This window comes from Marinobacter alkalisoli, from assembly GCF_045449795.1.
Lineage (GTDB): Bacteria > Pseudomonadota > Gammaproteobacteria > Pseudomonadales > Oleiphilaceae > Marinobacter.
Genome location: NZ_JBJJLB010000042.1, coordinates 246,202 through 266,875 on the forward strand (window position 1 = coordinate 246,202; position 20,674 = coordinate 266,875).

The 20,674-nt window shown below is 59.6% G+C and carries 22 protein-coding genes; 14 read left to right on the forward strand and 8 right to left on the reverse strand.

Annotated features, from left to right (window positions below; all coding sequences use genetic code 11):
* Positions 1 to 123 precede the first annotated feature (123 nt).
* The 4 genes from trpE to trpC all read left to right on the forward strand — a co-directional run bounded on the left by trpE (position 124) and on the right by trpC (position 4,237).
* Positions 124 to 1,611, forward strand: coding sequence for an anthranilate synthase component I (gene trpE / locus ACJO3M_RS18320; RefSeq protein WP_407002822.1), 1,488 nt, complete (start codon positions 124 to 126; stop codon positions 1,609 to 1,611).
* Positions 1,612 to 1,627: 16 nt separating this feature from the next.
* Positions 1,628 to 2,209 (forward strand): aminodeoxychorismate/anthranilate synthase component II, encoded by a 582-nt coding sequence (locus ACJO3M_RS18325; RefSeq protein WP_407002823.1) that lies wholly within the window; start codon positions 1,628 to 1,630, stop codon positions 2,207 to 2,209.
* 14 nt (positions 2,210 to 2,223) lie between these two features.
* On the forward strand, positions 2,224 to 3,252 hold the full coding sequence (trpD, locus tag ACJO3M_RS18330) for an anthranilate phosphoribosyltransferase (protein WP_407002824.1): 1,029 nt from the start codon (positions 2,224 to 2,226) through the stop codon (positions 3,250 to 3,252).
* A gap of 163 nt (positions 3,253 to 3,415) precedes the next feature.
* Entirely contained in the window at positions 3,416 to 4,237 is an 822-nt protein-coding gene (gene trpC / locus ACJO3M_RS18335; protein ID WP_407002825.1) for an indole-3-glycerol phosphate synthase TrpC, read from the forward strand.
* 133 nt (positions 4,238 to 4,370) lie between these two features.
* Here the strand turns inward: trpC and ACJO3M_RS18340 are convergent, their stop codons facing one another.
* The 4 genes from ACJO3M_RS18340 to ACJO3M_RS18355 form a co-directional block, all read right to left on the reverse strand.
* The gene (locus ACJO3M_RS18340) at positions 4,371 to 4,985 is read right to left on the reverse strand and encodes a DUF4202 domain-containing protein (protein ID WP_407002826.1); all 615 of its coding nucleotides are present in this window, start codon (positions 4,983 to 4,985) and stop codon (positions 4,371 to 4,373) included.
* A 35-nt stretch (positions 4,986 to 5,020) separates the two neighbouring features.
* The gene (locus ACJO3M_RS18345) at positions 5,021 to 5,638 is read right to left on the reverse strand and encodes a glutathione S-transferase family protein (protein ID WP_407002827.1); all 618 of its coding nucleotides are present in this window, start codon (positions 5,636 to 5,638) and stop codon (positions 5,021 to 5,023) included.
* Positions 5,639 to 5,724: 86 nt separating this feature from the next.
* On the reverse strand, positions 5,725 to 6,459 hold the full coding sequence (locus ACJO3M_RS18350; protein ID WP_407002828.1) for an alpha/beta fold hydrolase: 735 nt from the start codon (positions 6,457 to 6,459) through the stop codon (positions 5,725 to 5,727).
* Between the two features lie 2 nt (positions 6,460 to 6,461).
* A complete protein-coding gene (locus ACJO3M_RS18355) occupies positions 6,462 to 7,562 on the reverse strand; it encodes a M14 family zinc carboxypeptidase (protein WP_407002829.1) in 1,101 nt (366 codons plus the stop codon).
* 148 nt (positions 7,563 to 7,710) lie between these two features.
* On the opposite strand from ACJO3M_RS18355, the gene ACJO3M_RS18360 reads away from it, so the two are divergent.
* On the forward strand, positions 7,711 to 8,544 hold the full coding sequence (locus ACJO3M_RS18360) for a substrate-binding periplasmic protein (protein ID WP_407002830.1): 834 nt from the start codon (positions 7,711 to 7,713) through the stop codon (positions 8,542 to 8,544).
* On the opposite strand, the gene ACJO3M_RS18365 is transcribed toward ACJO3M_RS18360, so the two are convergent.
* Positions 8,523 to 9,497: an META domain-containing protein gene (locus tag ACJO3M_RS18365; RefSeq protein WP_407002831.1), complete on the reverse strand. Its 975-nt coding sequence runs from the start codon at positions 9,495 to 9,497 to the stop codon at positions 8,523 to 8,525. The two genes, ACJO3M_RS18360 and ACJO3M_RS18365, sit on opposite strands and share 22 nt — an antisense overlap.
* A gap of 173 nt (positions 9,498 to 9,670) precedes the next feature.
* On the opposite strand from ACJO3M_RS18365, the gene ACJO3M_RS18370 reads away from it, so the two are divergent.
* The gene (locus ACJO3M_RS18370) at positions 9,671 to 10,408 is read left to right on the forward strand and encodes a glutathione S-transferase family protein (protein ID WP_407002832.1); all 738 of its coding nucleotides are present in this window, start codon (positions 9,671 to 9,673) and stop codon (positions 10,406 to 10,408) included.
* On the opposite strand, the gene ACJO3M_RS18375 is transcribed toward ACJO3M_RS18370, so the two are convergent.
* A complete protein-coding gene (locus ACJO3M_RS18375; RefSeq protein ID WP_407002833.1) occupies positions 10,398 to 11,396 on the reverse strand; it encodes a helix-turn-helix domain-containing protein in 999 nt (332 codons plus the stop codon). The two genes, ACJO3M_RS18370 and ACJO3M_RS18375, sit on opposite strands and share 11 nt — an antisense overlap.
* A gap of 131 nt (positions 11,397 to 11,527) precedes the next feature.
* On the opposite strand from ACJO3M_RS18375, the gene ACJO3M_RS18380 reads away from it, so the two are divergent.
* From ACJO3M_RS18380 to ACJO3M_RS18400, 5 genes are all read left to right on the forward strand, one after another.
* Positions 11,528 to 12,469, forward strand: a complete 942-nt coding sequence (locus ACJO3M_RS18380) for a sterol desaturase family protein (RefSeq protein WP_407002834.1) — start codon at positions 11,528 to 11,530, stop codon at positions 12,467 to 12,469.
* Between the two features lie 166 nt (positions 12,470 to 12,635).
* Complete coding sequence (locus tag ACJO3M_RS18385; RefSeq protein WP_407002835.1) at positions 12,636 to 13,559, forward strand: PEP-CTERM sorting domain-containing protein; 924 nt, start codon at positions 12,636 to 12,638, stop codon at positions 13,557 to 13,559.
* A gap of 159 nt (positions 13,560 to 13,718) precedes the next feature.
* Positions 13,719 to 14,396 (forward strand): molybdate ABC transporter permease subunit, encoded by a 678-nt coding sequence (gene modB / locus ACJO3M_RS18390; protein WP_407002836.1) that lies wholly within the window; start codon positions 13,719 to 13,721, stop codon positions 14,394 to 14,396.
* On the forward strand, positions 14,393 to 15,475 hold the full coding sequence (gene modC / locus ACJO3M_RS18395) for a molybdenum ABC transporter ATP-binding protein (protein WP_407002837.1): 1,083 nt from the start codon (positions 14,393 to 14,395) through the stop codon (positions 15,473 to 15,475). The genes modB and modC overlap by 4 nt, the downstream gene beginning before the upstream one ends.
* Positions 15,476 to 15,590: 115 nt before the next feature.
* The gene (locus ACJO3M_RS18400) at positions 15,591 to 16,475 is read left to right on the forward strand and encodes an alpha/beta fold hydrolase (RefSeq protein WP_406989373.1); all 885 of its coding nucleotides are present in this window, start codon (positions 15,591 to 15,593) and stop codon (positions 16,473 to 16,475) included.
* A gap of 17 nt (positions 16,476 to 16,492) precedes the next feature.
* Here the strand turns inward: ACJO3M_RS18400 and crp are convergent, their stop codons facing one another.
* On the reverse strand, positions 16,493 to 17,134 hold the full coding sequence (gene crp, locus ACJO3M_RS18405) for a cAMP-activated global transcriptional regulator CRP (RefSeq protein WP_007153756.1): 642 nt from the start codon (positions 17,132 to 17,134) through the stop codon (positions 16,493 to 16,495).
* A 241-nt stretch (positions 17,135 to 17,375) separates the two neighbouring features.
* Here crp and ACJO3M_RS18410 point away from each other — a divergent pair, with 241 nt between their 5' ends.
* From ACJO3M_RS18410 to ACJO3M_RS18420, 3 genes are all read left to right on the forward strand, one after another.
* Positions 17,376 to 17,798 (forward strand): OsmC family protein, encoded by a 423-nt coding sequence (locus ACJO3M_RS18410; RefSeq protein WP_406989374.1) that lies wholly within the window; start codon positions 17,376 to 17,378, stop codon positions 17,796 to 17,798.
* 204 nt (positions 17,799 to 18,002) lie between these two features.
* On the forward strand, positions 18,003 to 18,794 hold the full coding sequence (speD, locus tag ACJO3M_RS18415) for an adenosylmethionine decarboxylase (protein ID WP_407002838.1): 792 nt from the start codon (positions 18,003 to 18,005) through the stop codon (positions 18,792 to 18,794).
* A 134-nt stretch (positions 18,795 to 18,928) separates the two neighbouring features.
* Positions 18,929 to 19,786, forward strand: coding sequence for a pirin family protein (locus tag ACJO3M_RS18420; protein WP_407002839.1), 858 nt, complete (start codon positions 18,929 to 18,931; stop codon positions 19,784 to 19,786).
* Between the two features lie 8 nt (positions 19,787 to 19,794).
* Here ACJO3M_RS18420 and ACJO3M_RS18425 read toward each other — a convergent pair whose 3' ends face one another.
* On the reverse strand, positions 19,795 to 20,661 hold the full coding sequence (locus ACJO3M_RS18425; protein ID WP_407002840.1) for a phosphoribulokinase: 867 nt from the start codon (positions 20,659 to 20,661) through the stop codon (positions 19,795 to 19,797).
* Between the last annotated feature and the right edge of the window lie 13 nt (positions 20,662 to 20,674).

Sequence of the window (20,674 nt, forward strand, 5' to 3'; positions counted from 1 at the left end):
AATCAGGCCAGCGGCCGGTTGGGCTGTGCCCCTATGATGGCCGCAACCATCGGCTGGACTGTCAACGGACAAACCGGAAACAGCGCCAGCTAACAAGCAGATCAGATTTCAGGAAACCGTTACATGACACCCGAGCAATTCGCCGAGCTCGCCGAAGCCGGCTTTAATCGCATCCCGGTATACCGCGAAGTCCTGGCCGACCTGGACACCCCACTGAGCACCTATCTCAAGCTGGCCAGCGGTCCCTATTCCTACCTGTTTGAATCCGTTCAGGGCGGCGAGAAATGGGGCCGGTATTCCATCATCGGCCTGCCCTGCCGCGAAGTCCTCAAGGTTCACGACCATCAGGTCACCATCAGCCGTGACAACCAGGTGATCGAGGAGACCGAAGCGGACGATCCCCTGGCCTTTGTCGAGCAGTACCAGGCGAGATTCAATGCACCGGATCTGCCAGAACTGCCCCGCTTCAACGGCGGCCTGGTCGGTTACTTCGGCTACGACACCGTGCGCTACATCGAGAAACGCCTGCGCCAGAGCTGCCCTCCGGACAAGATCGGCACTCCCGACATTCTGCTGATGGTGTCCGATGAAATCGTGGTATTCGACAACCTGCGCGGAAAACTGCACCTGATTGTCCACGCCGATCCCGCAGTGAAGGGAGCGTACGAACAGGCCCAACTGCGCATCGATGAGCTGGAGTCACGACTGCACCGGCAAACCGCGGATGCCCCCCGAACGCCGGACAGCCTGCGCGGCAAGACCGTGGATGAAGGCGATTTCATCTCCGGCTTCAACCAGGAAAAATTCGAAGCCGCGGTGGGCAAGATCAAGGAATACGTGCTCGATGGCGATGTCATGCAAACGGTCATCTCCCAGCGCATGTCAATTCCCTTCGAGGCACCACCGCTGAACCTGTACCGCTCACTGCGGGTGCTCAACCCCTCCCCCTACATGTATTTCCTCGACCTGGGCGACTTCCACATCGTCGGCTCCTCACCGGAGATCCTGGCACGGGTCGAAGACGAAGAAGTGACGGTCCGCCCCATTGCCGGCACCCGCAAACGCGGCGCCACCGAGGCCGAGGACCGGGCGATGGAAGCCGAACTGCTGGCCGACCCCAAGGAGATCGCCGAGCACCTGATGCTGATCGACCTGGGCCGCAACGACGCCGGCCGGGTGTCCGAGACCGGTACCGTGAAACTGACCGACAAGATGATCGTGGAACGTTACTCCCACGTGATGCACATCGTCTCCAACGTCACCGGTCGCCTGAAAGAAAACACCAGCTGCCTGGATGTCCTGCGCGCCACGCTGCCCGCCGGCACCCTGAGCGGCGCCCCCAAGATCCGCGCCATGGAAATCATCGACGAGCTGGAACCGGTAAAACGGGGCGTCTACGGCGGCGCCGTGGGTTACCTGTCATTCAACGGCAACATGGACACCGCCATCGCCATCCGTACGGCGGTGATCAAGGATAACACCCTGCATATCCAGGCCGGGGCCGGCGTGGTGGCCGATTCGGTGCCCCGCCTTGAGTGGAAGGAAACCATGAACAAGGGCCGCGCGATCTTCCGCGCCGTCGCCATGACCTACAACGATTTCGACCACTGAGGCGGAGGAACAGATTATGTTGCTGATGATCGATAACTACGATTCCTTCACCTACAACGTGGTGCAATACCTGGCCGAGTTGGGTGCGGATGTTCATGTGTACCGCAACGATGAGATTACGGTAGAGGAAATCGAGGCGCTGAAACCGGAGCGTCTGGTGATCTCACCGGGGCCCTGCACACCGAATGAGGCCGGGATTTCCATGGCCGCTATTCGCCACTTTGCCGGCAAGCTGCCGATCCTCGGCGTTTGCCTGGGCCACCAGGCCATCGGCCAGGTGTACGGTGGTGAGGTAATCCGGGCCGGGCGGGTGATGCACGGCAAGGTGTCTCCGGTCTATCACAAGGATACCGGCGTCTTCCGGGGCCTGAGCAATCCTCTCCAGGCCACTCGCTACCACAGTCTGGTGATCGATCAGACCACCCTGCCCGACTGCCTGGAAGTCACCGCGTGGACCCGCAACGACGACGGTTCCGTTGAGGAAATCATGGGCGTTCGCCATAAAACCCTGCCCATCGAAGGGGTGCAGTTCCACCCAGAGTCTATTATGACGGAACAGGGTCACGAGCTACTGCGTAATTTTCTGAGAACAACCTGAGAGGCCAGCTATCCATGGACATGAAAGAAGCATTGAACCGCATTGCCTCCAACCTGGATTTGTCCCGGGAGGAAATGAAGGACGTCATGCGTATCGTCATGAAAGGAGAAGCCACCGATGCGCAGATTGGCGCCTTTCTCATGGGGCTGCGCCTGAAGAGCGAAACCATTGACGAAATTACCGGCGCCACGGAAGTCATGCGGGAGCTGGCAACCGGGGTCACGGTCAAGGCGGAGCCGCTGGTGGACATTGTCGGCACTGGCGGCGATGGCGCCAACCTGTTCAACGTGTCGTCGGCCGCGTCTTTCGTGGTGGCCGCTGCCGGCGGCTTTGTCGCCAAGCACGGCAACCGGGGCGTGTCCTCGAAAAGCGGCAGCGCCGATCTGATCGAGAAAGCCGGCATCAACCTGGACATGAAACCGGAGGAGGTGGCTCGCTGCGTCGAACAGATCGGCGTCGGGTTCATGTTTGCACCGGCCCACCACGGCGCCATGAAGCATGCCATCGGCCCCCGCAAGGAACTGGGTTGCCGTACCATCTTCAATATTCTTGGCCCGATGACCAATCCGGCGGGCGTGAAGCGGCAGCTGGTGGGCGTGTTCACCCGTGAACTCTGCCGTCCCATGGCCGAAGTGCTTCATCGCCTGGGCGCCGAACATATCATGGTGGTGTGCTCCAAAGACGGCCTGGACGAAATCAGCCTGGCCAGCCCCACCCATGTGGCGGAACTGAAGAACGGCGAGATCACTGAGTACGACCTCACCCCGGAAGACCTCGGCATCAAGAGCCAGTCCCTGGTCGGTCTGACCGTGGATTCTTCCGAGGAGTCCCTGAAACTGATCCGAGCCGCTTTCGGGCGTGGGCACGACGAAATGGCCGAAAAGGCCCGTGACCTGATCGCCCTGAACGCCGGCGCGGCCATTTACGTGGCCGGCCTGGCCGACACGCCGACAGCCGGTGTCGATATGGCTCTGGACGCCATGGGGTCCGGACTGGCGGCGGGCAAGATGTCTGAGCTGGCTGACTTTTCTCAGTGCTTTTGATCGGTTAGGTAAACATTGGAGCAGGACGAACCGGTGGGGCGGAGCTTCCCAAAACACGCCCGTGAATACATCCCTGTAGGGCTTGGCTGCAGCCATCCATGGCTGCAGACAGTTTTGGGAAGCTCCGCCCCACCGGTTCTCGCAAACTTTTAGCAGGCCCGCAATGAGTGACAGACACCTGGACAAGACTCCCACCATCCTTCGAAAGATCGTCGATCGAAAGTGGGAAGAGATTGACGAGCGGAAGCCGAAGGTTTCGGTTTCCGACCTGAAAGCCATGGCCGGTGACCAACCGCCAGCGCGAGGCTTCGCCAACGCGTTGCGTACCCGCATTGAACAAGCCACACCCGCGGTTATCGCCGAAATCAAAAAAGCCTCGCCCAGCAAAGGCATCCTCCGTGATCCGTTTGAACCGGCAGCGATTGCCGAGAGCTATGAACGGGGCGGCGCTGCGTGTTTGTCTGTACTGACAGACCGGGATTTCTTCCAGGGCCACGAGGATTATCTCGTTGCCGCCCGCAAGGCCTGCAACCTGCCGGTGATCCGCAAGGACTTCATGGTGGCGCCGTACCAGGTCTACGAAAGCCGGGCCATGGGCGCCGACTGCATCCTGCTGATTGCCGCCTGCCTGACCAAAGACCAGATGCAGGAGCTGGAGGGCATCGCCCACGAAATCGGACTGGACGTGCTGGTGGAAGTCCATGATGGCGAGGAAATGAACGACGCGCTGACCCTGAAGACACCGCTGGTGGGCATCAACAATCGAAACCTGCATACCTTCGAGGTGTCCCTGGACACGACTTTCGACCTGCATGAGCGGATTTCAGCAGATCGACTGACCATTACCGAAAGCGGCATTATGTCCCGGGACGACGTCACCGCCATGACCGAGCGAGGTATCTACGGATTCCTGGTAGGCGAATCGTTTATGCGGGCGGAAGAGCCCGGCCAAAAACTGCGAGAATTGTTTTTCCAAGAGGACTGACTCACAAGGCTTAACCAAGTCAGCGGATAAGTCGTGTCAAAATCGTGCGGAGCCATGGATGGCGGAGCCGAGCGTACAGGGAGGTATTCACAGCGTATTTTGACACGACTTATCCGCTGACTTGAGGCACGGTTCAGCCCTCAGGCTCCGCCAGTGCCTCCTGCAACAATGCCAGCAGATGCTCAGGCAGGTCGCTGGCCAGCTTCAGAGCGGCCTCATGCCCCCGTGGCGACATCTTGCCCCAGGTGCGGCGGACAATCCGCAGCCATTTTTCCCGATCGTACTCCGCCTTTTCTTCATAGAAGTCAGCGAAATAACGCTCCAGAAACACCATGCAGGCGACGTCTTCCAGCAACTGCGTATCCGCGTCCTTGCGCAATTCCCGTTTGGTGAGAATCGTCTCGACCCGGTCACACTCCTCCTGCGGGTACCCGCAAGCCGCCATGATCTCCGCCGCCCGCCGGCCATGCATGCGACCGCAGGCCTGACGCCATTCGTAATAGCCCTTTCGCCCTTCGGGGTAATCCTTGCGGGGCATAGTCCAGCGCTCGATGTGCTGGGCCCGGCAAGCGATCTGCATGCGCTCCGTCGGCGCCGGCTCAAGCTCGAACAGCCAGCGGGTCATGTGCTGACTGTAGGCGTATTCCCGCGGGAGGAGGTCGTTTCCCACCTGCTCCCGGTTGGGATCTTCACGGTTAGCGTCGTCGATGGCGCGCAAGGCGCAGTCGAGTTGTTCGGATTGGCTCATTGATTGGGTACCATGGATTGCTCGTTAACCACCTGTCAGACCTGGGCTGAAGGGCGGGCCTTGATGCGGTCAAACCAGGCTTGCAGATGAGTCTGCTCCGGCTTGATGCGAATTTGCACCACCTTGGCAAACGCAACGGTGGTGAAAGCGTTAATGTCAGCAGCGGTAAAGCGGTCGCAACAGATGTACTCTTTGCCTTCCAGATGCTTGTTGAGGAAGTGCATGAACTTTTCAACGCCAACCCCACACTCTTCCCCCCATTCCTTGATGGGGTTCATGCGATCCTTGAAATAACCGCTGGTGTGCTGGAAGCACATACCGGTGGGCACGAAAAAATACAGCTCAATCCAGCGCAGCCATTGTTCGATCATGGTCTTCTCAAGAGCAGTATCACCAAGCAGGGTCGGCGTCTCCGGATAGCTCTCCTCGAAGTAACGGCAAATGGCCATGGTCTCCGCCACGCAGGTTCCGTCGTCGAGCTTCATCACCGGCACTTTTTTCATCGGGTTCATGGCGACGTACTCGGGGGTCAGGTTCTCCCCTTTCTGGATATCGATCTCCACGAACTCGGCTTTGTCCAGCAGCCCCTTTTCCGCCAGAAACATGCGGACTCGGCGGGGATTGGGTGCGGTTTTCGTCTCGAAGATTTTCATTATTCTTGGCTCCGTCAGTGAGTTTGAACGCGTCACAACCATGCAAAAGACTGACGTGAAAGAACGGTTGCGTCAAGCAACTGGTATCAGGCGATCAACCACTGCCGTATTTGCGCTACGACCCACTCCGGATCATCCAGAGGCAAATCGTGCCCTGCCTCCGGGTGCAGTTTCAGGGTCCACTGCCAGCGATGCTCCAGCGCTTCGCTGCACTTCCAGGACACGATGCGATCCCGTTTGCTCGCCAGCAACAGCGCGTCTGGCAACGGTCTCCGGTTCAGCGGCCGGAATGAAGCTGCCGCCCGCAGCTGCTGCCAGGTATTGTGCCGGGACACGGGGCGCTGACGCTGGATGCGATACCAGTGCTTGATGGTTTGCAGTTCCGGCTCCGTGTTGCAGGTCAGCCTCAGAATATCGGCCTCGCGGTCAAACAGTTCCTTTCTGGTCAGCAGCCGCACGATCTTTGCCCAGGAAACCGGTCGCATCCGATGCCAGGGCGGGCTGAAACCAGAACTGGAGTTGATCAGCACCAGATTCTGGATCTCCCCTTCGGAGACGTGCTGTGCCCAGTCCAGGGCGACCATGCCGCCCATGGAAAGCGCCAGGATGCTGTACGGTTTTGGAATATGGCTGACCTGCTGCTGCACTTTCTCGCGGATGGCGGCGATGGAGCCGGGGCTGGGCTCACGGTAATGCACCCCGGTACCGGGTAAGTCCACCGCGTGAAAACGATGTTCGGGAAAGGCCAGCTGAAGCCGTTCGGGGAAGCTTCCCCAATGAGCCTGTTCCCGCGTAAGTCCACGCAGAAGTATCCAGTCCATGTTTACTCGCTATCCTTGTACCAGTGCATGATGGCTGCCTCCCTCAGCATGGACTCGTCGGTGCTATCCGGCAACCAGTTCCCGTGGCTGGCCGTGGCACTGAGCAGGAAGTCCATGAATGCCAGATGACTGCGTAGCACCCGCTGGTGACGATGGGGCACCAGCGGATTGAACAGGCCATCCAGGCGCAGGAGTTGTCGGGGGCGCTTGCGTATCCATCGCCATGAGCCCATCTCCAGGGTCAGCGGCAAGAATGTCCCGGTGCTGTCGCGGTTCACCTTCTTATAGAAATAATCCCACAGATCCCCATGGGTCAGGTAGTGGCGCGACTGGGGTTCGAATTTGTAGTTGTGGTCCGGCCAGGCCTGCTCCCAGATCAGCTTCAGGGCCAGCACCGAGGCAATCTTGCGCATGGGCCGGCGGCGATAGGCATAGGGGAACCAGATCTGGTCCTGCCAGCCGAACCCCGAATGGCAGTCCAGCGCGATACTGAAAGGACGGCCCGGCAACAGGCCGTTGATTACCGATTCCAGGGCCCGGTTTTCCAGTTCCATTCCCTGCTCGGGGTCGCCGATGTACCAGGGCAGACGCGGTGAGAGCCTCTGCCCGCCCAGCAGAAAGGCGCTGCGGTCCTGGGCCGTGATCGGGGCATTTCGCATCAGGTCAACGCCATTGGGATTGCTGCGCTGGTTCAGGTACATGCCTCCGGGATTCAGAATCGGCAGGAGGGTGATGTGCACCCGTTCCAGCAATCCCTTGAGATGATCGTCCCAGGTCAGCCTGGCCAGCAGATTACGCAGCCAGGCCATGACCACCTGGCTACCGATCCGCTCCAGGCCATGAACCCCGCCCACCAGGACCATGACTGGCGCATCTGCGGCCTCACTCCCCAGGTCCACCCGGTAGATCGGCAGCTTCATTGCCCCAACCCGGGTCCGTTCGATCACCCGCGCAGTCACCTGCTCAGGCGCTTCCGCCAGTACCCGTTCAAGGGAGACCAGCTCCGGCAGAAAGGTTCTCAACAGGCGGCGCTGGCGGGCGTCCCGGGTGGCTTGCTCCTGTGGAATCGCGGCATGGGGGGTCAGATCTTTCAGCTCGGTCATGTAGGGCTCCGGTTTCTGGCGACCTTCCAACATGACAGCGATATGCTGCAATTATTTGACAGTGCCGGCTCGCTTCCCATTACAAAGAAACCGGAACAGACTATGATAGAAACAGAGCCGCCGTCTGCGGTGTTTACGGACTGCTATCATGTCCAAGGCTGTTTACTTGCTGACGCTGGCCATGCTGTTAAGCGCCTGCTCTCCTTCCGAAGCCCCCAAGGCTGCCGATACGCTGAATCAGGACACCGACAGCACGGCCATTGCCAGTTCCGATCCCCAACGCCCGGTCATCACCATTGGCGCGGATCCCTGGTGCCCACACAACTGCGCGGCAGGCGATCAACGGGAAGGGTATATGATCGATATTACCCGGGAGGTGTTTGAAGCGTCCGGGTATGAGGTGGAATACCTGAACATCAGTTGGGCAAGGGCGCTGCAGATGACCCGAGAAGGACAGCTGGATGCCGTCGTCGGCGCTTTCTCCACCGACGCTCCGGACCTTGTCTTCCCGGATGAGCCCCAGGGACGCTCACACATCGCCATGTACACACGAGCAAACAGCCAGTGGCTTTATCAGGGGCTGGAGTCGCTGACAGATCAGACTCTGCTGGCCATCAATGGCTACTCCTATTCCACGGAGCTGGATGACTATATCCAGACCCACGCTGACGAACCCTCCAGAGTCTGGGTAATTTCAGGGCCATCCCCCCTGAACAGGGCCATCTACCTGCTGGAGCAACATCGCGCCGATGTCTATCCGGAGGATGTTTACGTCATGACCTGGGCAATGAAAGACCAGATCATGACGCCCCCTCCCCGCGATGCCGGCCTGCTCCAGAAAACCGACACCTATGTGGCGTTTTCACCGGAAAATGAGCGCTCCGGGCAACTCGCCGCCCTGCTGTCCGAAGGAACAGTCAGGCTCCGGGAAAGCGGGCGGATCGGGGAGATAATGGCAACTTACGGTTTGCCGGAAGACTGAAAAGCCCGCAGGGTGTCACCATCTGCCGTGGTCAGTATCAACTCGCCGTTCTGGCCAATCTGGAAGCGCTGAACCTCGGAGAGCATCTCCAGGAAACGGCCTTCCTGTTGCATCAAGGCCGGCGCACAGGCCATCAGCGTGCCGGCCATCTGGCCCATTTCAAGGCCCTCACCGGTAAGATTCCACGGCCCGAAGTAACGATTGCAGGAGGATTGGCCGACGACCCGGTTGTCACCGAGGAAGCGGATGGTCACCCGCGAGCTGTCAATGATTCCGCGCCCGCCAATGTCTTCCACCACCCATTCAGCGCCACGTAACAGTCGTTCCGGATCGCCCCCGCAACCGGCCCAGGTATCGCCATTGACGGAGAGCCGGACCTGGTTCGGATGCGGCATGCCGGACATGGAATCCATGCACAGTTGTGGCGCAACATCCAGAGTTACGCTGAGCCCGTCACGCTCGGCGCGGATGGTCTGGCCATTCTTTCCCTGCTCCACCACTCTGGAATACAGGGTTTCCGTCGCCTCACCCATACGGCTCAGCGTCAATTCCCTGCCTACCAGTGTGGCGTGCCAGAACGGCTCATTCCCCCGGGCAACGAAGGGCGAAGAAAGCGAACCGGCAGCCAGGCACTCGGGCAATTCGTTTCCGTTCAGTGTCAGGGTCGCTGAGTCACCCTTGCTCCAGAACACCGTTTCGTTGTCGTCTCCATCGGTAAAACGTGCCCCGGAGGCGCTTTTGGCAGACTCCAGGGTGTAGCGGGTATCCTCATGTGTCAGCACCAGCTGCCCGGAATCCTCCCGGTAGTCCAGATCAATGGTGGCCTGACCGCAGACCATACGATCCGCCGGGATATCACTGTCACCCCCGGAATCGCTGGTAGACGCACAACCGACCGCCATTAACGATGCGGCGCCCAACAGGCTGATCAGTCCGATGTTTTGCAATGTCATAGCTCCGTCCCTGATATCAGTTTTCAACAACCGTGAATTCTAAAGTGAATTCGCCCACAACCCTCATTACGCTATGGAAATATTTAGCATTAGCGTGATTGGATTCCGAATGGACTTCTTATCCCGGGGCAACCACTTTATTCTTGGATCACCCACATCAGGAGACATTAGCAATGGCCATCAGGCTCTACCAGTTCGCCATTTCCCATTACTGCGAAAAAGTACGCTGGGCGCTGGATTTCAAAGGGCTGCAATACCAGACCCACAGCCTGCTGCCGGGCCAACACGTCCATACCATCCGCAAACTCACCGGGGTGAACTCATCGGTCCCGGTCCTGGATCATGATGGCCACATTGTCCAGGGTTCGTCAGCGATCCTGGACTACCTGGATGACACCTTCCCCGAGCGATCATTGACACCGACTGACCCCGAGGCAAGAGAAGCAGCACTGGCCTGGGAAAAACGCCTGGATGAGGAAGCGGGGCCAGCGGTGCGATGTTATTCCTACCACCATTTCCTGCAGCGTCCCAAGGTGGTTGTGCCATTGCTGGCGTCACAAACTCCGTTCTACAACCGGATCCTGCTGAAACTGGCCTTCAGCCGGGTCGACGAGATCATGCGCAAGTGGATGAAGATCAACGAGAAAACCGCCATGACTTCACGCCAGACCATGGAAGCAGTGTTAACGGAATTGACGGACACTTACCGCCAACAAACCTTCCTGGCGGGCGATACCTTCTCCCGCGCCGACCTCACTGCGGCAAGCCTGTTCGCCCCCATGTTCCAGCCGGAACAGTACCCAGTGCCCTGGCCGCGGGAGAATCGCATCCCCCGCGAGATTCAGGACTGGCTGAGGCAATGGCAACCCCAGCTGCAGGTACTGGAGAAGGTATACCAGGTTAACCGCTGACCCGCCTGCGATCACGCCCGGGAGAGACACCTGTCCAGCGCCGATAGGCCCGGGTAAAGGCGCTTTGCTCCGAAAACCCCAGCAACAGGGCAATGTCCGTCAACGTCAGGGACGCATCCGCGAGATACTGCCGCGCCAACTGCTCACGGCTGCGATCCAGCCATTGCTGCCAGCTGAGCCGATGACTGGCGAGACGACGCTGGAGCGTGCGGGGTGACATGTACATGGCTTTGGCAGCACGTTCGAGGGTTGGCTCGCCATCGGCCAGCAGCTTTAAAAGCACCTGCTGCAGTTGTCGTTCCGTGTCCGAGCTGCCAGGCAACGCCCGAAGCAGGGCCTGGGCCTGCCGGTCCAGCAGTTCCCGTAGCGTGGGATCCCGCCTTGGCATGGAAATATTGAGATATTCCAGCGGGAACCGGACCCGCACGTGACTGTCATTCCAACTGACGGGGCACCCGAAGAACGCTTCATAGGCGCGCTCGGCATCCGCGCCGACGGATTCCATGAACGAGACCGAAGCAGGTGGCGGCGGATTGTCGAGTTGTCGCCGCAGAAAGGTCACCAGGGCCGCAATAGATACGCCGTCCGCCTGCTGGCCCAGTTCATTGTCCGACGGCGGCCAGCGCATTTCCGCCTGGTCACCATCAATCTCGATTTCCGCCAGCGTGGTGCCATAGAACAGGGTCTCGTAACGCTGGTAGGCCAGCATGGCTTCACCCAGCGTGTCCGATGCCAGCACCAGGTACCCCAGCACTCCGACGTGCCCCGGTCGCACACAGCTGCCCACGTCCAGTTCCGGCGCGGCACGCTCCGGACATAGGGCCAGCCCCCGCGCCAGCAGGTCACGCCAGACCGCCACCGGTACATTATCCTGTGCGGACCAGCGCGCCAGTTCCGGGCGCAGGAGGCCCGCATCAAGGTGTTGCTGGTCCAGCCAGTCCGCCAACAGACTGGTCCAGGCCCCGGTTACCCTTACCACTCTCGCCATGGCAAACAACTCCTGACCACTGCCTCAACATTGGCATGAATTATCAATTCAGTGGCGTATATCGTCAATTATGAAAGCCGGCGGCGGGCAAAAATAGATAACACACAATTACGGAAAACCGGACCTTATTTATGGCCATTACCGACATGATGCTGAGCGTTCTGGAAAACAGCGGCCTGTTGCCCCTGTGGAACACTATAGCGCCCTGGCTGGCGCTGGACGAACGGCAACTCATATTCATGATTGCAACACCGGTGTTTATCGCCATCGCCATCTGGGAATACCTGAAGCTTCGACACAACCCGAAACTGATGGACACCCGGGAGGCCATCCGCAATTTCGCCCTGGGTGCGGGATATCAAATCACCGAAGCATTATTTGCCGGCATCATTGCCTTTCCGGTCTACGCGCTCTTCTACCACTATCGACTGCTGGATCTGGACCTGAACTGGGCAACCGGGTTCCTGACCTTCCTGGGCGTCGATTTCTGTTTCTACTGGATGCACCGGGCAAGCCATCGCATACGCTGGTTCTGGGCCGCACACGTGGTTCATCACTCTTCGGAGCGAATGAACTTTTCCACCGCCATGCGCCAGAACGCCACCAATATCTTCAACGGCGGGTGGATGTTCTACCTGCCCCTGGCGTTTATCGGCTTTAACCCGGTCTGGATCGGCGTTGCCTATGCCCTGTCCCTGGTGTATCAGTTCTTTATCCATACCACCCTGATCGGGCAACTGCCGTCCTGGGTGGAACGGGTTTTCAACACACCCAGTCACCACCGCGTGCACCATGGTCGCAATCCGGACTACATCGACCGCAACTACGGCGGCACTCTCATTATCTGGGACCGCCTGTTTGGCACCTTTACCAAAGAAGATGCCCGGAATCCCCCGGAGTACGGCATCACCCGCCCGGTGTACTCCAACAACCTGATTGTGCTGTGGACCCATGAGTACCGGGATATGTTCCGGGACATGACTCGCCCGGGTGCATTGAGATCCCGCCTCCAGCACCTATGGCGCCCGCCGGAGTGGGAACGGCCGGGCCATCGGCGGGATTCGTCGGAATAACAACAACCGATAACCGACTGTCAGACCATTTTACACCTGCCGGAGGAATCGTCAGGCCAACAAACTCTATGTTATTGGTTTTAAAGACTTAAACCAACAAAGGACCGGTACTTGCTCCTTAGGTCCGCGCATGAAATGCACTCAATATGACACGGAGAAGTTACACATGCGCTTAAGTACCAAATCCCACTTTATTCCTCTCACACTGGCTGCCACCGGACTCCTGTTTACCGGTTCGGCGGTCGCCGCCCCGATCGTGATGGAAGGCGACTACGTTCGTACTGCGGTCAGTGACAATGGCACCCTCGGCGCCGGAGGCAGCGCCGATCCCGGCATCATCCACGACCCCAGCGGCACCCGCGACTGGGGGCCAGAGGATTATCTGACACCCGGCACCCCCTGGGAATGGTTTGGCGTCCAGTCAGCCCAGACCGGTCTCGTTGGCAACAATAACGCCTACACCTCCGGTGATATCGGCGCCATATCCGGCCCGACGGACCTGTCAGGCGGCAGCGCCGACAACCATGTTTCCTGGCTTGGTCAATACAGTGACCTGTTTACCATCAGCCACAACTACTCGTTCAATGACGACGACGAGCGCATTGATGTACTGACCACGATCACCGCGCTCCAGGACCTGAGCGATGTGAAGTTCGTCCGTGCCATCGATCCAGACCCGGACGTCAACACCCACGGCTCCTATGACACCACCAACACCCGCGGCACGACCGGTGTTGCAGAGGAAGACTTCGTGAATTCCCAGGGCGGCATGACCGGACTGACCCTCGGCCTTTACACCCAGTCCGACATCACCCATAACTCCGGAATCTCCGCGCCCTGGTCCACCGACCCGGATGCCTACCTTGCCGGCGTCAACGATGGCGATGGGGACTACGCTATTGGCCTGGGGTTCGATATTGGCTCGTTGTTTTCCGGGGAGCTGGTCAACCTGAGCTATTCCTACGTGATGGGTGAGACACTGGATACCGTGGACCTGCCCACCGGCCAGGTACCCGAGCCCGGCACCCTGGCCCTGCTGGGATTAGGCCTGACCGGCGTTTACGTCTCTCGCCGCAGGAAACTCCGCTAACCCCATGTCCGGTCCGCCACCCTGGCGGGCCGGCACCACACTATCCGCAGAATCCCCCCGCCCTCGAAAAAGCCCGGGAAATCATCGGCAAAGACCGTTAGGATAACCGTCAGATCCTGACATCATCCCCCGTAAACCGGTGAATCCAACGGAGCAACTATGGGCCCGGAATGGCAAGCGGTATGGCTCACCCTGAAATTGGCCGGCATCACCACTGTGCTATTGATGGTAATTGGCACACCCATCGCCTGGTGGCTCGCCCGCAGCCAGCACTGGCTACGCCAACCGGTGTTCGCCATCGTCGCGTTGCCGCTGGTACTGCCACCCACCGTACTGGGCTTCTACCTGCTGGTGATACTGAGTCCCGACGGCCTGATTGGCCAACTGACTGAACGACTGGGCATAGGTACCCTGCCATTTACCTTTGAGGGCCTGGTACTGGCCTCCGTCATCTATTCATTACCGTTCACCGTGCAGCCTCTGCATAACGCCTTTGCCAGTCTCAACGAACGAATGCTGGAAGCTGCTGCCACCCTGCGGGCCTCACCCCGGGACCGCTTCTTCACCATTGTCGTGCCACTGGCCCGGCCGGGCTTTCTGACGGCCGCCGTGCTGACCTTCGCCCACACCATTGGTGAGTTCGGCGTGGTACTGATGATCGGCGGCAACATTCCCGGAGAAACCCGGGTTCTGTCCGTCGCGATCTATGACCATGTTGAAGCCCTGCAATACGGTCAGGCGCACTGGCTGGCAGGAGGCATGCTGCTGTTCTCCTTCCTGGTTCTGGTCGGGCTCTACACCATTAATGGCCGACAGGCCGGCGGGGTCGTCAAATGACCCACGGCAACAGCATTCTCGCGCGGCTCCAGTGTGACTTTGAAACGTTTCGCCTTGACGTGAACCTGCAACTTCCCGGCCAGGGAATCACCGCGCTGTTTGGCCACTCCGGGTGCGGCAAGACCACCCTGCTCCGGTGCATCGCCGGATTGCAGAAAGCGGACGGATATCTCTCGGTGAACGGTGACTGCTGGCAGGACGGTCACAATGAAATGCCGGTTCATCGCCGCCCGCTTGCTTATGTGTTCCAGGAAACCAGCCTGTTTCCCCACCTGACCGTCCGCCGCAACCTCACCTATGGCTACCGCCGGATTCCAGCCAGCCAGAGACGGGTTCAGTTCGGGCAGGCGGTGGACTGGCTGGGACTTTCCCACCTGCTGGACCGTATGCCGGAGAAACTGTCCGGCGGTGAGCGTCAACGGGTTGCCATTGCCCGGGCACTGCTGACCAGCCCCCGCCTGCTGCTGATGGACGAACCCCTGTCCGCGCTGGATCGTCATAGCAAGCAGGAAATCCTGCCTTACCTGGAGAACCTGCATCGCACCCTGGACATCCCGGTGCTCTATGTTTCCCACTCGGCGTCCGAGGTGGCCAGGCTGGCCGATCACGTGGTGATGATGGACGGCGGCCAGGTGGTGGCGGAAGGCCCGTTGCAGGAAACCCTGGCGCGCACGGACCAGCCCTTTGCGCTGGAGGAGGATGCCGGCGTCATCGTCAACGCAGTCATTGGCGAGCAGGATAAGCACTGGCACCTGTGCCGCGCCGATTTCCCGGGTGGCAGCCTGTGGGTACGGGACGAGCCGAAACTGGCTACCGGACTCCCCGTGCGGCTGCAGATCCTCGCGCGGGATGTCAGCATCGCCCTCGCCGCCAACCACGATCAGAGTATCCAGAACCTGCTGTCCGCAAGGGTTCTGGAGATCGCCACGGACCAGAGTCCGGGGACCAGCCTGGTGCGGCTGCAATCCGGCGACACATCCTTCCTCGCCAGATTGACCAGCCGCGCGGCCCACCAGTTGCAGCTCACACCGGGTATGGCCGTCTGGTTGCAGATAAAAACCGTCGCCATTGTGGACTGAAGTACTCCAGAGGCGTCCTGATCAACAGTCTGGCCCGCTTGGCACGGGCCAGCACGCTGCCTGACCGTTAACCTGTCACTTCATGACGGTGCCAACCGGCCAACGGGAGCGAGTAATGGCGACACAACACCAGTGGGTGAACAACAACGGCGTCAACCTGTACGTAACCACCGACGGTAACCCCGATGCTCCGCCGCTGGTGCTGGTCCACGGTTACCCGGATAACCATACAGTTTGGGACAGGGTGACCGAGCAGTTGAAAGACCGCTATTTCGTCATCCGTTACGACGTTCGCGGCGCAGGCCGTTCCGACAAGCCCGCCAGAACCCGTGCCTACCGTATGGCCCATCTCGCTGCGGATCTGGCGGCGGTCGTGGACGCAGTCATTCCCGGCCAGGCCTTCCACCTGGCAGCCCACGACTGGGGGTCGATACAAAGCTGGGAATCGGTGACCACCGGCCCCCTGACTGCAAGAATCCGCTCATACACCACCATTTCCGGGCCGTGTCTGGATCACGTTGGCTTCTGGTTACGCAACAACGTTACCCGTGTGAGCGAGGGCGGTACCCGCAAGGTACTCAAGCAGCTCGTCAGCTCCTGGTACGTGGCCATGTTCCAGCTGCCCTTACTGCCGGAGACCGCCTGGCGTGCCGGTCTCGACAAGCTGTGGCCAAGCTACCTGAAGAACAGGGAGCAGGTGTCCGACGCGCAATACAGCCGTTCTCAGCGCAATGACGGCCGCTACGGCGTGAAACTGTACCGGGCCAACTTCATGCCCAAACTGTTACGGCCGGAACCCCGGCAGGCACAATGCCCGGTACAGCTGATCGTGCCCGGTCAGGACAACTACGTGGGGGAACAGCTGTTTGAAGGGTTGGAGAAATGGGCAGGAAAACTGAGCCGACAGGAAATTGATGCGCCCCACTGGGTACTGCTGACCCAGCCCGACGCCATTGCCGGCTGGATTGACGGATTTGCCAGGAAGGCGGCCCGCACCTGAGAAATACGGGGCGGTGGTCAGCGGGTGCCGTACACCACCATGGTCTTGCCCTTGACCCGCACCAGCCCCTGGTCTTCCAGGGTTTTCAGGACGCGGCCAACCATCTCCCGGGAACAGCCGACGATGCGACCGATTTCCTGGCGGGTAATCTTGATCTGCATACCGTCCGGGTGGGTCATGGCATCGGGCTCCTTGCACAGGTCCAGCAGGGTGCGGGCGACTCGACCAGTCACATCCAGGAAGGCCAGATCCCCCACCTTGCGGGTGGTCTGACGCAGGCGGGAGGCCATCTGCTCGCCAATGAAATACAGCACCCGCGGATCCTGCTGGGCAATTTCCCGGAACTTGGTGTAGCTGATTTCAGCCACCTCGCATTCGGTCTTCGCCTTCACCCAGGCGCTGCGGGAATCCATGTTATCGAACAGCCCCATCTCGCCGAAGAAGTCCCCGGCGTTAAGGTAAGCCATGATCATCTCGCGCCCGTCGTCATCCTCGATGATAACGGTGACGGATCCTTTGACGATATAAAACAGCGAATCGCTCTTGTCACCCGCATAGATAATCGTGCTTTTGGCGGGGTAACGCCGGCGGTGACACTGCGACAGGAAATAATCCAGATGCTTGGTTTTCTGCTCAACCGGCTTGACGATAGTGGCCATAGTGCGAGTCGTGCCTCCTCAAAAACTGGCGGGTCCCGATGTTTGTTATGTACCCGGCTTTCCATGCGGGTTTATTCATATTTCATGAAAATCAGCGCAACTTATAACAAGAAGGCCCGGTTTCGGCAACCTGAAACCATGTGTATCTGTGTAACCGGTCTGGGAAGGGTGTTGCTGCCGGGCATCGCTCTATGTGCTAGCATCCGTGCCAGATCCCTGATGTATTGCGGAGTTTACTGACATGAAAGCAACTGTAGACTGGGCGGGAAATGCCAGCTTCAAGACCACCAGTGGCACCGGTCACACCGTTCAGATGGACGGCCCGCCCGACCACGGCGGCGAAAATCTCGGACCGCGCCCGATGGAAATGCTGTTGATGGGGCTTGGCGGTTGCTCATCCTTTGATGTCATGAGCATTCTTAAAAAAAGCCGCCAGGACGTCACTGCCTGTCACGCCGAGTTGGAAGCGGAACGGGCCGACGCCATCCCTGCGGTTTTTACCCGGATTCATCTGCATTTTGTGGTCACCGGTCACAACCTGAAAGAAAACCAGGTCAAACGCGCCGTCAGCCTGTCGGCGGAGAAGTATTGCTCCGCCTCGATCATGTTGGAAAAGGCGGGCGTGGAGATCACCCACAGCCACGAAATCCGGGAAGCGGAATAGGCGCCTGCAGACGCGGGATTTACGGATAATAAAATGTGGTTGCAAAGACTATCCAACCCCATTCGCGGTGTGCATAATACGCACCCTTCACCGCCGGTCTGCGCAAAAGGTGATCAACCCGGTCAGTAGTCGGTGGCGGCCTCAGCAGAACGCCCGAGCAGGCGTTCTGTAGTCATTCATCTCCATTCTCCGGAGGGGCTGAGCATGGAATCGAAACTCCAGCTGCACGGTTTCAATAACCTGACCAAATCCCTGAGCTTCAATATCTACGATATCTGTTATGCGCAGACCGAAGAACAGCGTGAAGCCTACATCGACTACATCGACGAGATGTACAATGCCGAACGGCTGACCCAGATCCTCAGCGATGTGGTCAAGATCATCGGCGCCAACATTCTCAACATTGCCCGCCAGGACTACGAGCCCCATGGCGCCTCGGTGACCATGCTGATCGCCGAGCACGAACTCTCCTCCGGCGAGCCCGATAACGAGGAATCTCCCGGCCCGATGCCCGACACCATCGTCGCGCACCTGGACAAGAGCCACGTGACGGTTCACACCTACCCGGAAAGCCACCCGCACGACGGCGTGAGCACGTTCCGCGCCGATATCGATGTGTCCACCTGCGGGCTGATCTCACCGTTGAAGGTGCTGAACTACCTGATCCACAGCTTCGATTCCGATGTGGTCACCGTGGACTACCGCGTGCGCGGCTTCACCCGCGACGTGGACGGTACCAAGCACTACATTGATCACGATATCAATTCGATCCAGAACTACCTGACCGAGGACACCCAGAACGCCTATCAGATGATCGACGTCAACGTGTACCAGGAAAACCTGTTCCACACCAAGATGATGCTGAAGGAGTTCAACCTCGACAACTACGTGTTTGGCGTCAACGCCAGTGATCTGGACCCGGCAGAAGCAAAGTCCATCGAGGATCGCCTGCGCCGCGAGATGCTGGAGATCTTCTACTCCCGCAACGTGGAGTAACACCCGGCAATGACCGGCGGGACCTGTCTCCGCCGGTCATTCAGTTTTTTTGATGCCCCACCCCGAAAATCTCCGGTTTATTCCCCGCGACCTCCGGCGTTTAATAGTCTTAATTAACGTGCCAGGAGGACACCATGACTTTACGAGCCATCAAACAGATCATTCCCGCACTGGAGACTTCCGACGGCGCCGGCGTGCGCATCAGGCGCTCCATTGGCCAGCACCAGAACATTCGCCTGGATCCGTTCCTGATGCTGGACGAGTTCGGCTCCGATCAGCCCCAGGACTACATCGCCGGCTTTCCGTCCCATCCCCACCGCGGGTTCGAGACGGTGACCTACATGATCGAGGGGCACATGCTCCACGAGGATCATATCGGTAACCGGGGCGACCTCAAGAACGGTGGCGTACAGTGGATGACTGCCGGTCGCGGCATTGTGCATTCCGAGATGCCACAACAGGAAGCCGGTCAGATGCGCGGGTTCCAGCTGTGGCTGAACCTGCCGGCCGCCGAGAAGATGAAACCCGCAGGCTACCGGGACATTCAGCCGGAGGAAATTCCCGATATCCAGCTGGACGGCGCCAGGATCAAACTGATCGCAGGGGAGATCGAGGTGGACGGCACCACCGTCTCCGGCGCGGTTACCGGCGGCAGCACCCGCCCTCTGTACATGGACATCCATCTGGAGGCGGACACGGCCATCACCCTGCCGGTCAGCGAGCAGCTGAATGCCATGCTGTACCTGTATGACGGTGACGCGAAGCTTCAGCACAAGGCCGAACATGAGCCCCTGAGAGCCGCTGCGGCCACCATCCTCGACGACGGCAACCAGGTGCGGGTTGAGTCCGGCGCCCGCGGGGCCCGCCTGCTACTGATTGCCGGCAAGCCGATCAACGAGCCGGTGGTCCAGTACGGCCCCTTTGTGATGAACACCCGGGAGGAAATCGAACAGACCCTGCGGGACTACCGGGACGGGCACCTGACGGCCTGAGCAGGACGCTACGCGAAGGGCTTTTGCGCCATCAGCCTCAGCACCATGGGCCTCAGGATGAGGTCCATGGCCAGTCCGAGCTTGGTGCCCGGGATAACCAGGGTGTCATGCCGCGACACGCTGCTGCCGGAGATCATCTGCAGCAGGTAGGGGAAGTCCACTTCCGATGCGTCCCGGAAGCGGATGACCACCATACTCTCATCCTCAGTTGGCACGTCGCGGACCACAAACGGGTTGGAGGTGTCCACCAGGGGCACCCTCTGGAAGTTGATGTGGGTCTGGGCAAACTGCGGCACGATGTCGTGGACGTAGTCGTCCATGCGGTTGATGATGGTCTCCACCACCGCCTCCTGGGAGTATCCGCGCCTGTTGGTATCGCGGTGGATCTTCTGTATCCATTCCAGGTTCACAATGGGCACCACGCCAATCAGGAGGTCGACGTATTGGGCAATGTTGTACGTGTCGCTGACCACCCCCCCATGTAACCCCTCATAGAACAGCAGGTCGGTATCCGCCGGCAACGGCCCCCATGGGGTAAAGGTGCCGGGCTTGTGCCCCGCCGCCACCAGGGCCCGGTCTTCATCGTGGACATACTGGCGGAACTGGCCATTACCGGTATGGCCGTAGTCATAGAGCAGCGCTTCAAGTTTGTCGATGTGATTGGCTGCCAGGGCAAAATGGTTGCGCTCGCCGAACTGGCCCTTGGCGGCCAGCCGGGCCATCTGTTCCCGGGTGTAGCGGTGAAAACTGTCGCCACTGACTGTGGCGGCCCGCAGCCCTTCCCTGGCAAAGATACGGCTGAATATCTGGCCAGTGGTTGTGGTGCCGGCGCCGGATGACCCGGTAACGGCAATGACAGGGTGACGTTTCGACATGACGGAGCGTGCT